The 12,876-nt window shown below is 60.2% G+C and carries 12 protein-coding genes; 5 read left to right on the top strand and 7 right to left on the bottom strand.

The genetic code is table 11. The features are described 5' to 3' along the window. Positions 1 to 129: 129 nt before the first annotated feature. From clpA to ACSQ3I_RS13065, 6 genes are all read right to left on the bottom strand, one after another. Positions 130 to 2,667, bottom strand: coding sequence for an ATP-dependent Clp protease ATP-binding subunit ClpA (gene clpA / locus ACSQ3I_RS13090; RefSeq protein WP_435999477.1), 2,538 nt, complete (start codon positions 2,665 to 2,667; stop codon positions 130 to 132). A 10-nt stretch (positions 2,668 to 2,677) separates the two neighbouring features. Continuing rightward, positions 2,678 to 3,031 (bottom strand): ATP-dependent Clp protease adapter ClpS, encoded by a 354-nt coding sequence (gene clpS / locus ACSQ3I_RS13085; protein ID WP_109459068.1) that lies wholly within the window; start codon positions 3,029 to 3,031, stop codon positions 2,678 to 2,680. A 255-nt stretch (positions 3,032 to 3,286) separates the two neighbouring features. Then, entirely contained in the window at positions 3,287 to 3,634 is a 348-nt protein-coding gene (locus ACSQ3I_RS13080) for a phasin family protein (protein WP_435999474.1), read from the bottom strand. Between the two features lie 560 nt (positions 3,635 to 4,194). Continuing rightward, positions 4,195 to 4,398 carry a DUF3126 family protein gene (locus ACSQ3I_RS13075; RefSeq protein ID WP_109459070.1) on the bottom strand — a complete coding sequence of 68 codons (204 nt, stop codon included), beginning with the start codon at positions 4,396 to 4,398 and terminating at the stop codon, positions 4,195 to 4,197. Between the two features lie 161 nt (positions 4,399 to 4,559). Next, complete coding sequence (cysE, locus tag ACSQ3I_RS13070) at positions 4,560 to 5,384, bottom strand: serine O-acetyltransferase (RefSeq protein ID WP_435999472.1); 825 nt, start codon at positions 5,382 to 5,384, stop codon at positions 4,560 to 4,562. A gap of 90 nt (positions 5,385 to 5,474) precedes the next feature. Continuing rightward, entirely contained in the window at positions 5,475 to 6,260 is a 786-nt protein-coding gene (locus ACSQ3I_RS13065) for an alpha/beta fold hydrolase (RefSeq protein WP_435999470.1), read from the bottom strand. Positions 6,261 to 6,414: 154 nt separating this feature from the next. On the opposite strand from ACSQ3I_RS13065, the gene ACSQ3I_RS13060 reads away from it, so the two are divergent. Further along, complete coding sequence (locus tag ACSQ3I_RS13060; RefSeq protein WP_435999468.1) at positions 6,415 to 6,663, top strand: zinc-finger domain-containing protein; 249 nt, start codon at positions 6,415 to 6,417, stop codon at positions 6,661 to 6,663. Positions 6,664 to 6,675: 12 nt separating this feature from the next. Next, the gene (locus ACSQ3I_RS13055; RefSeq protein WP_435999466.1) at positions 6,676 to 7,818 is read left to right on the top strand and encodes an FAD-dependent oxidoreductase; all 1,143 of its coding nucleotides are present in this window, start codon (positions 6,676 to 6,678) and stop codon (positions 7,816 to 7,818) included. Here ACSQ3I_RS13055 and ACSQ3I_RS13050 read toward each other — a convergent pair whose 3' ends face one another. Continuing rightward, positions 7,819 to 9,009, bottom strand: coding sequence for a cystathionine beta-lyase (locus tag ACSQ3I_RS13050; RefSeq protein WP_435999464.1), 1,191 nt, complete (start codon positions 9,007 to 9,009; stop codon positions 7,819 to 7,821). A 361-nt stretch (positions 9,010 to 9,370) separates the two neighbouring features. Between ACSQ3I_RS13050 and ACSQ3I_RS13045 the strand changes: the two genes are divergently transcribed. From ACSQ3I_RS13045 to ACSQ3I_RS13035, 3 genes are all read left to right on the top strand, one after another. Continuing rightward, complete coding sequence (locus ACSQ3I_RS13045) at positions 9,371 to 10,399, top strand: amino acid ABC transporter substrate-binding protein (protein WP_435999462.1); 1,029 nt, start codon at positions 9,371 to 9,373, stop codon at positions 10,397 to 10,399. Between the two features lie 93 nt (positions 10,400 to 10,492). Continuing rightward, positions 10,493 to 11,686, top strand: a complete 1,194-nt coding sequence (locus ACSQ3I_RS13040; RefSeq protein ID WP_435999459.1) for an amino acid ABC transporter permease — start codon at positions 10,493 to 10,495, stop codon at positions 11,684 to 11,686. A 4-nt stretch (positions 11,687 to 11,690) separates the two neighbouring features. Next, positions 11,691 to 12,857, top strand: a complete 1,167-nt coding sequence (locus tag ACSQ3I_RS13035) for an amino acid ABC transporter permease (protein ID WP_435999457.1) — start codon at positions 11,691 to 11,693, stop codon at positions 12,855 to 12,857. The last annotated feature ends 19 nt before the right edge of the window (positions 12,858 to 12,876 follow it).

The raw sequence follows: 12,876 nt of genomic DNA, 5'->3' as shown, positions 1-12,876 counted from the left end.
CTGCGCCCGGAATTGCGAAAACAAAGGGATAGAGCGTTTTGGCGATTCGAGGAAAAGCGGAAATGCCCTGAAAACAAAAAAATGCCGGGCGCGTGTTCGGCCCGGCATCGTGGCTGCCAGAGGGGCAGCTTACTTCTTCTTGGGAACCTTCGGAACCGTGCTGCCCTTGCGGCGGCTTTCTTCCCTCGGTTCACGCTCCAGTTCGGCGACCGCATCGGACGTGACGTCGGCCGATTTGGCAACCGCCGTTGCAGCAGGCCCGCCGCCCTTCGTCCGGGGCTTGGAAACCTTCGCCTTCGGCGCCTCCGCTTCATCACCATCGGTCTCGAGCACTTCGGCTTCCGGCTTCGGCTTGACCGGCTGGCTGTCGGGAATGGAGTCGAGCACCAGGCCCGTCTTGCCATCCTCCAGCGTGCCGATGGTCACCTTGACGACGCCACCCTTGCGCAGCTTGCCGAACAGGATCTCATTGGCGAGCGGCTTTTTGATATGCTCCTGGATGACGCGGGCCAAAGGCCGTGCTCCCATCCTCTCGTCGTAACCGCGTTCGGCAAGCCAGGAAATCGCATCCTCGTGCACGTCGAAGGTGACGTTACGTTCGGAAAGCTGCGATTCCAGCTGCATGATGAACTTCTGCACGACCTGGTGGATGACCTTGGTCGGCAGCGGCGCAAAAGCAATGGTCGCATCGAGACGGTTGCGGAACTCCGGCGTGAACAGCTTGTTCAGCGCCTCGGTGTCCTCACCCGTCCGCTTCGAAGAACCGAAGCCGATGGCGGCCTTGGCCATTTCGGACGCGCCGGCATTGGTCGTCATGATCAGGATGACGTTACGGAAGTCGATCTTCTTGCCGTTGTGGTCGGTCAAGGAGCCGTGGTCCATGACCTGCAGCAGGATGTTGAAGATATCCGGATGCGCCTTCTCGATTTCGTCGAGCAGCACGACGCTGTGCGGATGCTGGTCGACGCCGTCCGTCAACAGGCCGCCCTGGTCAAAGCCGACATAGCCGGGAGGTGCGCCGAGTAGCCGCGAGACGGTATGGCGTTCCATGTATTCCGACATGTCGAAGCGCTGCAGTTCAACGCCGAGCGAAGCGGCAAGCTGCTTGGCGACTTCCGTCTTGCCGACGCCCGTGGGGCCGGAGAAGACGTAGCAGCCGATCGGCTTGTTCGGTTCGCGCAAACCGGCACGGGCGAGCTTGATCGAGGTCGCAAGCGCCTCGATGGCGGCATCCTGGCCGTAGACCACCGAGCGCAGGTCCTTCTCCAGGTTGGCGAGAACCATCTCGTCGTCCTTGGACACAGTTTTCGGCGGAATGCGCGCCATCGTCGCGATGGTCGCCTCGATTTCCTTCTCGGTGATCAGCTTGCGGCGCTTGGAGATCGGCAGCAGCATCTGCGCCGCACCGGTCTCGTCGATCACGTCGATCGCCTTGTCCGGCAGCTTGCGGTCGGAGATGTAGCGGGCCGAGAGCTCGACGGCCGACTTGATCGCCTCGTTCGAGTATCGCAGCTTGTGGTATTCCTCGAAATAGGGTTTCAGGCCCTTCATGATCTCGATGGCATCCTCGACCGTCGGCTCGTTGACGTCGATCTTCTGGAAGCGGCGGACGAGAGCCCGGTCCTTTTCGAAGAACTGCCGGTATTCCTTGTAGGTGGTTGAACCGATGCAACGGATCGCACCGGACGACAGGGCAGGCTTCAAGAGGTTCGAGGCATCCATGGCGCCGCCCGACGTAGCACCCGCACCGATGACGGTGTGGATTTCGTCGATGAACAGAACGGCGCCGGGATATTCCTCCAGCTCCTTGACGACCTGTTTCAGGCGCTCTTCGAAATCACCGCGATAGCGGGTGCCGGCGAGCAGCGTGCCCATGTCGAGCGAGAAGATCGTCGCGTCCTGCAACGCTTCCGGCACCTTCTTCTCGACGATGCGCTTGGCGAGGCCTTCGGCGATGGCCGTCTTGCCGACGCCGGGGTCGCCGACATAGAGCGGATTGTTCTTCGAGCGGCGGCACAGCACCTGGATGGTGCGGTTGACCTCGGCGTGACGTCCGATCAGCGGATCGATCTTGCCGTTCTTGGCCTTCTCGTTGAGGTTGACGCAGTAGGCCTTCAAGGCATCCTGCTGCTTCTTGGGGCTGCCATCCTCCTGCTCGCCGCGGGTCTGCTTGCTTTCGGCCTCGCCTTCCTCGACCCCACGCGGGGCACGCGGCTGGCTGGCGCCGGGGCGCTTGCCAATTCCATGGGAGATGAAATTGACGGCGTCGTAGCGCGTCATTTCCTGCTCCTGCAGGAAATAGGCGGCATGGCTTTCCCGTTCGGCGAAGATGGCGACCAGCACGTTGGCGCCGGTCACTTCCTCGCGTCCGGAGGATTGCACATGGATCACCGCGCGCTGGATGACCCGCTGGAAGCCGGAGGTCGGCTTGGAATCTTCGTCGTAACCGGTCACCAGGTTCGACAACTCATTGTCGACGTAGTCGGTGACGGTCTTGCGAAGCGTATCGAGATTGACATTGCACGCACCCATGACCGCGGCGGCATCACCGTCGTCGATCAGCGCCAGGAGCAGGTGCTCGAGCGTTGCATATTCGTGATGCCGCTCGTTGGCATAAGTCAGTGCCTGGTGCAGCGCCTTCTCAAGACTAGGCGAAAATGTTGGCACGATCAGATCCTCACTTCTTTTCCATAACACATTGCAGCGGATGCTGATGCTGTCGGGCGAAGTCCATAACCTGGCTCACCTTCGTTTCAGCCACTTCGTAGGTAAAGACGCCACATTCGCCCACGCCGTGGTTATGAACATGAAGCATGATGCGGGTCGCGGCTTCCAGGTCTTTCTGAAAAAAACGCTCAAGGATATGAATGACAAATTCCATGGGCGTGTAATCGTCGTTCAGAAGTAGAACGCGGTACAGGTTCGGTTTCTTCGTTTTCGGTTTGGTACGCGTAATAACGGAGGTGCCGCGGTTTGCGTTATCCCCGTCCTTGTCTGAATCCTGTTGCATCCGGATCGGCTTAGCGATCATCTTTCATCATTCCCAAAACGTGGCGGCTCACGCTTCTGGGGCAGCGGCAAGCCAAACATCCGTGACCATAATTTAGGTCTTTGTTTGGGGATTTTAAGCCCCCTGTCCAACACTGCAACGGGAATTCGCCTTCCCCCTCGCAGTAATCTTCATATTTCTGACATGCCAAACGGGTGCCGGGCTTTCGCGACGAAAAAGGCCGGCCGCCCTTTCAGGCGACCGGCCCATTGATCTCGATTGTCCAGCCCGGTCTTATCAGGCAGCCGGCGTCAACGCAGTCGAAACGCGCGAAAGCGGCGCCTCGTAAGGCTTGTAGGCGGTCTTGGCGAGGTCGACATACATTTCGTTGAGCTTGGTGGCTTCGGCAACAAAACCTTCGTAAGCGGCCTTGACGAAGTTGGTCTGCAGCTCGAAGGCGGCCTCGATGCTCTTTACGCCGGCCAAGGCCTCGACGTGGGCAACGGTGTCCTGGAACGACTTCTTGGTGTATTCGGCGGATTCCGCAGCGATTGCCTGGAAACCCTTTGCAACTTCCGAATAGCCCTTCAGCACGGTGTCTGCGGCTTCCTTGCTCTTCTTGCTGGCTTCATCAAAGTTGAACATAGCCCGTCCCTTTTGGTTGGTTGGTTCGCAAAACATACGTGCAGCGCACAAGGTAAGTCAAGAATTTTGTGCGCCGCAAGGAAATCATAGATTGTAACGAACCGATGAAGGAGCCGATGGAAGGTTTTTTCGTTCCCCGAAGCGTTTCTCGATGTTTTTAAAAAATTGCGCTTCCATTTTTTAAATTTAAAAGAATTCTGCGCCAAAAAACGCTCAATTTCCTATCGACAGGGAAACATTCTTGTCATTTGGCAAAATAAGTCATCGCGGAAAACCCGAATTTTCCCAATTCGCGCCGAGCCCGATACACAACCGCAGGTAAACGATTCCAGTGCACTAGATGCTGCTTTATCTCGCACTCGCAGCGACGAACGGTGCGATCCTATCGCGATGGTTTTCAACGTTTTACGAAGAGAAGTCTGGCCACTTTCGCGTGGCTTCCGCAAACGGGCGGTTGATGGCGGGCCGAAGGTTGGCCGACCGCAGTCTAGTCCTAAGCGTGTAGCCGGAATAGACGGCAAAGCCGGCGTGGCAAGGCCCGCCGGCTTGGATTTCGTCACTCAAAGATCGTCTTCGAGAATAGCCATCGAGAAGCTGTAGGAGAGATCGCCGTCCTCATCGTCACGGAAGATCACGCCGAGAAACTCGTCGCCGATATAGACCTCAGCGGAATCGTTCTTGCGCGGCCGCGCCTTGACGACGATGGCGGGGTTGAGCGTGCGCTTGAAATAAGCGTCGAGTTTCTTGATTTCGTCCGGCTTCACAATTGTCTCCGTCAGCGTTTATCGGGTTGCGCCGCTTGTTGCATGGGAAAAGACGCAGTGTAAAGGCCCGGCAACAATGCTCAGTCGATCTTAAACGGGATTATACCACGCCCGTTCCGTAGCATGCCTGTCACCCAACGGAGACCATTGGCGGGCAGCGATCAGTCGATCGCGCTGATCAACTGGTCCATGGCGCGGGACGGCTCGGAACACCCCGCCTCCCCGACGACACGCGCCGGCACGCCGGCGACCGTGGTCTTCGGCGGAACGGCTTTCAACACCACCGAACCGGCCGCGACCCGCGAGCAATGGCCGATCTCGATGTTGCCAAGAATCTTGGCGCCGGCGCCGATCAGCACGCCGTTGGCGATCTTCGGATGGCGGTCGCTGCCTTCCTTGCCGGTGCCGCCGAGCGTGACGCCGTGAAGAATCGACACGTTGTCGCCGATCACGGCCGTCTCGCCGACCACCAGGCCGGTCGCATGGTCGAGGAAGATACCCTTGCCGATACGCGCTGCCGGATTGATATCCGTCTGGAAGACGCTGGAGGACCGGCTCTGCAGGTAGAGCGCAAAGTCACGCCGGCCGTGGTTCACCAGCCAATGCGCCAGCCGATGCGTCTGGATGGCATGAAAACCCTTGAAATAGAGGACCGGCTCCATGAAGCGCAGGCAGGCGGGGTCACGGTCGTAGACCGCCTGGATATCGACGCGCAGGATGTTGCCCCATTCCGGCCAGTCGGCCAGCATCTCTTCGAAAGCCTGGCGCAGAAGGCTCGCCTGGACCTCGGAATTGCCGAGGCGCTCGCAGATGCGATAGATGACACAGTCTTCGAGCGAGCGATGGTTCAATACGGTCGAATAGAAGAAAGCGGCAAGGATCGGATCCTGTTCGGCGGCGCTGCGCGCTTCCTGGCGCAGGCTGTCCCAGATGGGATCCATCGTCTTGACGTGTTCGCTCAGGCGAACGTCAGTTTTCGCGACCATATTCGGTCTCCTCATTACCCGTCGTTCGCCATTATATACGACAAATGGCAAACAAAACCAGATGGCTGTCCACGGAAGAAATCCACTGCCTCAGGCAGCCGCGATTTCAGCATAAAAATCCAGCGCCGCCTTCTTGAACACCCGGTCGCCGACCGCCAGCATGTGATCGCGATTGGGGATGTCCAGGGCCCGCGCATCGCGCATCAGCGCCGCCAGTTCCTGCGGCGAGCCGGCGATATCGTCCTTGGTGCCGACGGCAATCAGGGCCGGAACATCGATGCGGCCGATCTCCTCGGCGGTGATCGCGTCCCGCGAGGTGCGGATGCAGGCGGCCAGTGCCAGACGGTCGCTTTTTGTCTGGTCGGCAAAGGCGCGGAACATTTTTCCGCGCTCATGCGTGACGTCGTCTATGGACGTGGCCAGGAGGGCGTCTGCGATCGGATCCCAGTCACCGACGCCGTCGATCATGCCGATGCCCAGTCCGCCGAAGATCAGCGAGCGGACGCGATGCGGATGCCCCAGCGCCAGGAAAGCCGAAATCCGCGCGCCCATCGAATATCCCATGACATGGGCGTCCGGCAGGCCGAGATGATCGAGCAGCGCCGCCGCGTCTCCAGCCATCAGCGGCACATGATAGGCCGCCGGATCATGCGGTTTGTCGCTCGTGCCGTGGCCGCGATTATCAATGGCGATCACCCGGAATCCGGCGTCTCCCAGCGTCTTGAGCCAGCCCGGATAGACCCAGTTGACGCTGGCGCTGGAAGCAAAACCATGGATCAGCAGCACCGGTTCGCCGGCGGCATCGCCCTCATCGAAATAGGCCAGCCGCAAGCCGTCATGCATGAAATAGGAAAAATCCGGGGGATCGAGATTCATCGACAGGTCCTTTTTGCCGCGACCATAAGAGATCGGCGCGCCGTGGTGAACCCTGCCTTGCCGAAACTTCTGTGTTTTCCGCGACACTTCGCATCTACACATTTGAAACGAAGGCATATAATGTCCGCCGCAAACAGACGCATTGGAGAATGACATGGCAGCCGGACACTCAATCCCGCATTTTCAGAACGACGGCGGACATCGGATGATCGAGATCGGCGTCAAGGAATTCATGTGCACGGGCGCTTCCATTCCCTACGATCACCCGCACATCTTCATCGACATGGGCGACGAGACGGAAAAGGTCTGTTCCTACTGCTCGACGCTTTTTCGCTACAATCCGTCGCTGAAGGCGAGCGAAACCAACCCGCCGGGATGCACCTTCCACGTCAAGGCCGCGTGACGGCCGGCAATCATGCCCGTCCGTAGCGTCGCAATCGTCGGGGCCGGCATCGCCGGCTTGACGGCGGCTCTGTGTTTCGCCCGCAAGGGCATTTCCTCGACCGTGATCGAGCAGGCAGCGGAACTGACGGAAGTCGGCGCCGGCCTGCAAGTGTCGCCGAATGCTTCGCGGATTCTTGCCGAACTGGGCGTGCTCGCTTCCCTCGAAGCGATCTGGATGGAGCCCGAATCCATCGAATTGCGGTCCGGCACCAGCCTGCGCCGGCTGACAGCCGTTCCCAGCGGCCGGAGCGCGCGGCAACGCTGGGACGCACCTTACGGCGTGCTGCATCGATCGAGCCTGCAACAGGCGCTGCTTTCGGCCACGCAGGTTCATCCTCTCTGCCGCCTCGTGCTCGGACAGAGGCTGGATGTCGCCGACAGGCAGGCAATAACGAACATCGCCGGCATGGAACCGGATCTTGTCGTCGGCGCAGATGGCGTGCGCTCCGTTGTCCGTGCTCTGGTGCCCGGAGCGCCGCAGGCACGATTCTCCGGCAACGTCGCCTGGCGCATCACCGTTCCGGACGCACAGGCGCCGGATTTCATCGACCGAAAAAACGTCACCGCCTTCCTCGGCCCCTCCTCGCATCTCGTCTGCTATCCTTTGCGGGATGCCGGCTGCATCAACCTCGTCGCTATCGCCTCCAAGGCTGATCCGGTTTCCGTGGGTGACGAGCGCGCGTTGAGGGATGCTTTCCGCCGCTGGCATCCCTCCATCGAACGCCTTCTCGCCCAAGCCCCGGCGCCGACATTCTGGCCGCTCTACGAAGTCGGATCCGGCAGCTGGCAGGACGGCGCCAGGACCGTGCTGATCGGCGACGCCGCCCATGCGATGATGCCGTTTGCGGCCCAGGGTGCGGCGATGGCGATCGAGGATGCTTTCGAACTGGTGGGACGTGTGGCCCGGATGCCGTTGGGCGCAGCCCTTGCGGATTTCGAAGCCCACCGCCGCCAGCGCGTGGAGCAGGTGCGCAGGCGCGGCGCCTTCAACAAGTTCGCCTACCATGCGCGCGGTCCGGTGCGGCTCGCTCGCGACATCGTGCTCGGCATGCGGCCGCCGCAAGCGCTTGCGGCGGATCTGGACTGGATCTACGGCTATCGCGCCGAAGATTGATCAGACAGCCGCGGCTGCGGCAAAACCGGCTTCGAGATCCTTCTTGAGATCGGCGACGTCTTCGAGGCCGATCTGCAACCGCAGAACCGGACCTTCCGCCGGCGCCTTGCAGATGCGGCGATCGCCAAGGCCGACATGCACGGCAAGGCTTTCATATCCGCCCCAGGAATAACCGAGGCCGAAATAACGCAACGCATCGAGAAAGGCATGCGCCTTCGGCTTGAATTTTTCCGGGTTATCCGCTGCCAGCACGAAGGAAAAAATGCCGCTGGAACCCTTGAAATCGCGTTTCCAGAGATCGTGCCCCGGAAAACTCGGCAAGGCCGGATGCAGCACGCGGGCGACATCCTCCCTGCCCTCAAGCCACGATGCCACCGAAAGCGCGCTTTCCTGATGCCGGGCAAGCCGGACGCCCATCGTCCGCAAGCCGCGCAGCACCTGGTAGGAATCATCCGGCGATCCGCAGATGCCCAACGTGCCGTGCGTTTCCAGAAGTTGCGGCCAGGTGGCGGCATTGGCCGACACGGTTCCGAGCAGGACATCGGAATGGCCGGCCGGATATTTCGTCGCGGCATGGATGGAGACGTCGACGCCGAAATCCAGCGGCTTGAAATAGATCGGCGTTGCCCAGGTATTGTCCATCGTCACGACCGCGCCGTGCCGGTGCGCCACCGCCGAGATCGCGGCAATATCCTGCATCTCGAACGTGTTCGAGCCGGGGGCTTCTGTATGCACCAGTTTGGTGTTCGGCTTGATCAGCGTCTCGATGTTCGCGCCGATCGCCGGATCGTAATAGTCGACGGAAACCCCTAGGCGTTTCAGCATGGTATCGCAGAAATGCCGCGTCGGAAAATACACCGAATCGACGATCAGCGCGTGATCCCCGGCAGACAGGAAGGCAAGGAACGGCACGGTGACGGCCGTCAGCCCGGACGGCACGAGTATCGTTCCCGCAGAACCCTCCAGCTCGTTGATCGCATCGCAAAGCGCGTCGGTGGTCGGCGTGCCGCGGGTGCCATAGGTGTACTTCTGGCTCCGCGTTTCCATCGTACGGGCGTTCGGGAACAGCACTGTGGAAGCGTGGACGACGGGAGGATTGACGAAACCGTGGTAATCGTGCGGCGACGGGCCGAGATGGGCAAGCCGCGTGTTCATGCCGGCTTCGTCTTTGGAATTATCGTGTCGTGTCATGGATGAATCTGCTTGTGATACGGAATGAAGCCGCCAGTCTTCGCCAAGCCGGCGACGATGGTCAACCCACAATCGCCACCGTTTCATTCCGGACACCATGGTTGTTGCGCCAGCCGCAACGGTAGAAATTTATGCAGCCGGCTGCTCGAATTGGGCGCGTTTGCCTGTTTTTCCGGCCCTTATCGGTAAAAATGAGGTTTCAAAATTGAATTTCGAACGCGAGACTTGACCCTAGGGCTATTTACGACTGTGATAGCAGCACTCGCACCGGGAGGTCAGCGAGAAATGTGAGGCATCGAAAGTCGGCTCGTCCGCGCATGCTTTCACGATGACAAAAACAACAGAAAAAAGGTTGGGAAAAATGAATTACAAGCTTCTGTCGGCGGCAATTGGCGCAGCGGTGGTGGCTCTAAGCGCTTCGGGCGCGTCCGCAGCCAAACTCGATGACGTCAAGGCGAAGGGATTCGTCCAGTGCGGCGTGAACGGCGCCGGTCTTCTCGGCTTTGCGTCGCAGGATAGCAGCGGCAACTGGTCGGGCCTCGATATCGACTACTGCAAGGCCGTGGCGGCCGCTGTTTTCGGTGATGCGACCAAGGTTAAGTACACGCCCCTCTCGGCCAAGGATCGCTTCCCGGCCCTGCAGTCCGGCGAAATCGACCTTCTCGCCCGCAACACCACCTGGACGATCAGCCGCGATACGCAGCTCGGCTTCAACTTCCGCACCGTCAACTACTATGACGGCCAGGGCTTCATGGCCCGCAAGGAACTCGGCGTGAAATCGGCGCTCGAGCTTTCCGGCGCATCGGTCTGCGTCCAAAGCGGTACGACCACCGAACTCAACCTTGCCGACTACTTCAAAGCCAACAAGATGGAATACAAGCTGACCGTCTTCGAAAAGCAGGAAGAAGTCGACCAGGCCTATGACGCCGGCAAGTGCGACGTCTACACCACCGACCAGTCCGGCCTCTATGCAATCCGCCTGACGCTGTCGAAGCCGGACGATCACATGATCCTGCCGGAAATCATCTCCAAGGAGCCGCTCGGCCCGGCCGTTCGCCAGGGTGACGACCAGTGGTTCGACATCGTCAGCTGGGCTCACTATGCGATGGTGAGCGCCGAAGAATTCGGCATCACCCAGGCAAATGTCGACGAGATGAAGGCCTCTGAAAACCCCGACATCAAGCGCTTCCTCGGCCAGGAAGAAGGCTCGACGATCGGCAAGGACCTCGGTCTGGACAACGCCTGGGCCTACAACATCGTCAAACAGGTCGGTAACTACGGCGAATCCTTCGAGCGCAATGTCGGTGCCGGCAGCCCGCTGAAGATCGAACGTGGTCTCAATGCGCTTTGGACCAAGGACGGCCTGCAGTACTCGCCGCCGATCCGCTAATTCCTCGACCTCGGGGAGGCGGTTCGCCGCCTCCCCTCCGCTGATAAAAGAAAACGCCCAAAAACAAGGGCGAAAACAGCACCAGGGGAAAACATGGCAATGATGCAGGACAAGCTCGCGCATTCGCGAGCGCCGGCGGCTTCACCTCTCTACGACCCGAAAGTGCGCGGTGTCTTCTATCAGGCACTGACAGTCATCGGCCTCGTAGCCTTTTTCTACGTCATCTACAGCAATACGGTCGACAATCTCAGGCGTGCCAACATCTCGTCGGGCTTCGGCTTCCTGCAAGGGCGCGCCGGCTTCGACCTCGGTCAGTCGCTGATCGAATATTCCAGCGATCACAGCTACCTGCGGGCGCTGGAGGTCGGATTTCTCAACACGCTTCTGGTCGCTTTCGTCGGCATCATCCTCGCAACCGTGGTCGGGTTGATCGTCGGCATCGGCCGCCTTTCCAGCAACTGGCTGATCGCCAAGCTGTGTACGGTCTATGTCGAACTGTTTCGCAACATACCGCCACTCCTGGTGATCTTCTTCTGGTATGTCGGCGTCATCAACATCCTGCCGCAGGTTCGCGCCTCGATCGAACTGCCGTTCGATGTCTTCCTGAACAACCGCGGGATCTTCTTCCCCAAGCCCATCTTCGGCGATGGCTTCCTGCTTGTCGTTCTGGCGCTCGTCGTGGCGATCGTGTTGTCCGTGATGCACGCCCGCTGGGTTTCCGCCCGGCAGATGGCCACAGGCAAGCGTTTTCCAGTTCTTCCCGTCGTGCTGGTCCTGCTGATATTGCTGCCGCTGGTCGCCTTCGACCTGCAGGGCCGGCCGCTCAGCTTCGACGTACCGACCGCCGGTAAATTCAACCTGACCGGCGGCGGGACGATCGGCCCGGAATTCATGTCGCTGCTTCTGGCCTTGTCTTTCTACACGGCCTCCTTCATCGCCGAAATCGTCCGCGCCGGCATCAAGGGCGTCGCCCACGGACAAAGCGAGGCGGCGCATGCGCTCGGCGTTCGTCCGGGCCTGACGACACGGCTGATCATCCTGCCGCAAGCGCTTCGAATCATCATTCCACCGCTGACGAGCCAGTACCTCAACCTCATCAAGAACTCGTCGCTGGCCGTCGCCATCGGTTATGCGGATCTGGTCGCCGTTGGCGGAACGATCCTGAACCAGACCGGCCATTCGATCGAAATCGTCGCCATCTGGATGGTCGTCTACGTGACGATCAGCCTGCTGACGTCGGTCTTCATGAACTGGTTCAACGCCAGAATGGCACTTGTGGAGCGCTGAGCCGATGGCAGACACATTCACCACCCATTCCACCTTCGTCCGCGGCCAGATGCTCGGTCCCGAACGCGCACCGCTGAAGACGACAGGCATCATCGGCTGGCTTCGCCGCAATCTGTTCGGTTCGGTCACCGACACCATCCTCACGGCTTTCGGCGTCATCATTCTGGTGCTGCTGGTTCCGCCGATTATCGACTGGCTGTTCGTCAACGCCGTCTGGCTGGGCAGCGATCGCTCCGTCTGCGCCACGCTGGCACAGGGCGGTATACAGCCCGACGAATGGAGCGGCGCCTGCTGGGCCTATGTCGGCGCCTACTTCAAGCAGTTCATGTTCGGCACCTACCCCATCGACCTGCGCTGGCGGCCGACGCTGGTGGGCATTCTCTTCGTCGCACTGCTGACGCCGCTGCTCATCCCCAGGGTTCCCCACAAGGGCTGGAACGCGCTGGCGCTGTTCGTGATCTTCCCGATCGTCGCGGCCGTGCTTCTGCTCGGCGGCGTCTTCGGGCTGGAGCATGTCGAGACCGCCAGCTGGGGCGGGCTCATGGTAACGCTGATCATCTCCTTCGTCGGCATCGGCGTGTCGTTGCCGCTCGGCATCCTTCTGGCACTCGGGCGCAGATCGCAGATGCCGGTCATCAAGATGCTCTGCATCGCCTTCATCGAGCTGATCCGCGGCGTGCCGCTGATCACGGTGCTGTTCATGGCCAGCGTCATGCTGCCGCTGTTCCTGCCGGCCGGCTGGACGGTGGACAAGCTTTTGCGCGCCCTGGTCGGCGTGTCGATCTTCGCCTCCGCCTACATGGCGGAAGTCATCCGCGGCGGTCTGCAAGCCGTTCCCAAGGGGCAATACGAAGGCGCCGATTCGCTCGGCCTCAGCTATTGGCAGAAGATGCGGCTGGTGGTGATGCCGCAGGCGATCAAGCTGGTCATCCCGGGTATCGTCAACACTTTCATCGGCATGTTCAAGGACACGTCCCTTGTGTCGATCATCAGCATGTACGATCTTCTTGGCAACGTTCGCAAAAGCTTCTCGGACCCCACATGGGCCTCCTCCGTGACGCCGATGACCGGACTTGTTTTCGCAGGCTTCGTTTTCTGGCTTTTCTGCTTCGGAATGTCCCGCTATTCAAGTTTCGTGGAACGACGTCTCGACACCAGTCACAAACGATAAGAAATTCTCAAGGGGTACA

The organism is Rhizobium sp. LjRoot30 (assembly GCF_964253915.1).
GTDB lineage: Bacteria > Pseudomonadota > Alphaproteobacteria > Rhizobiales > Rhizobiaceae > Metarhizobium.
This window is presented reverse-complemented; position numbering and strand designations above follow the sequence as displayed.

Bases quoted from the DNA above. Each gene is read 5' to 3' on its own strand.
- ACSQ3I_RS13035 (WP_435999457.1), top strand. From the start codon at position 11,691: ATGGCAGACACATTCACCACCCATTCCACCTTCGTCCGCGGCCAGATG.
- clpS (WP_109459068.1), bottom strand. From the start codon at position 3,031: ATGATCGCTAAGCCGATCCGGATGCAACAGGATTCAGACAAGGACGGG.
- ACSQ3I_RS13055 (WP_435999466.1), top strand. From the start codon at position 6,676: ATGCCCGTCCGTAGCGTCGCAATCGTCGGGGCCGGCATCGCCGGCTTG.
- cysE (WP_435999472.1), bottom strand. From the start codon at position 5,384: ATGGTCGCGAAAACTGACGTTCGCCTGAGCGAACACGTCAAGACGATG.
- ACSQ3I_RS13050 (WP_435999464.1), bottom strand. From the start codon at position 9,009: ATGACACGACACGATAATTCCAAAGACGAAGCCGGCATGAACACGCGG.
- ACSQ3I_RS13065 (WP_435999470.1), bottom strand. From the start codon at position 6,260: ATGAATCTCGATCCCCCGGATTTTTCCTATTTCATGCATGACGGCTTG.
- ACSQ3I_RS13045 (WP_435999462.1), top strand. From the start codon at position 9,371: ATGAATTACAAGCTTCTGTCGGCGGCAATTGGCGCAGCGGTGGTGGCT.
- ACSQ3I_RS13040 (WP_435999459.1), top strand. From the start codon at position 10,493: ATGGCAATGATGCAGGACAAGCTCGCGCATTCGCGAGCGCCGGCGGCT.
- ACSQ3I_RS13060 (WP_435999468.1), top strand. From the start codon at position 6,415: ATGGCAGCCGGACACTCAATCCCGCATTTTCAGAACGACGGCGGACAT.
- ACSQ3I_RS13080 (WP_435999474.1), bottom strand. From the start codon at position 3,634: ATGTTCAACTTTGATGAAGCCAGCAAGAAGAGCAAGGAAGCCGCAGAC.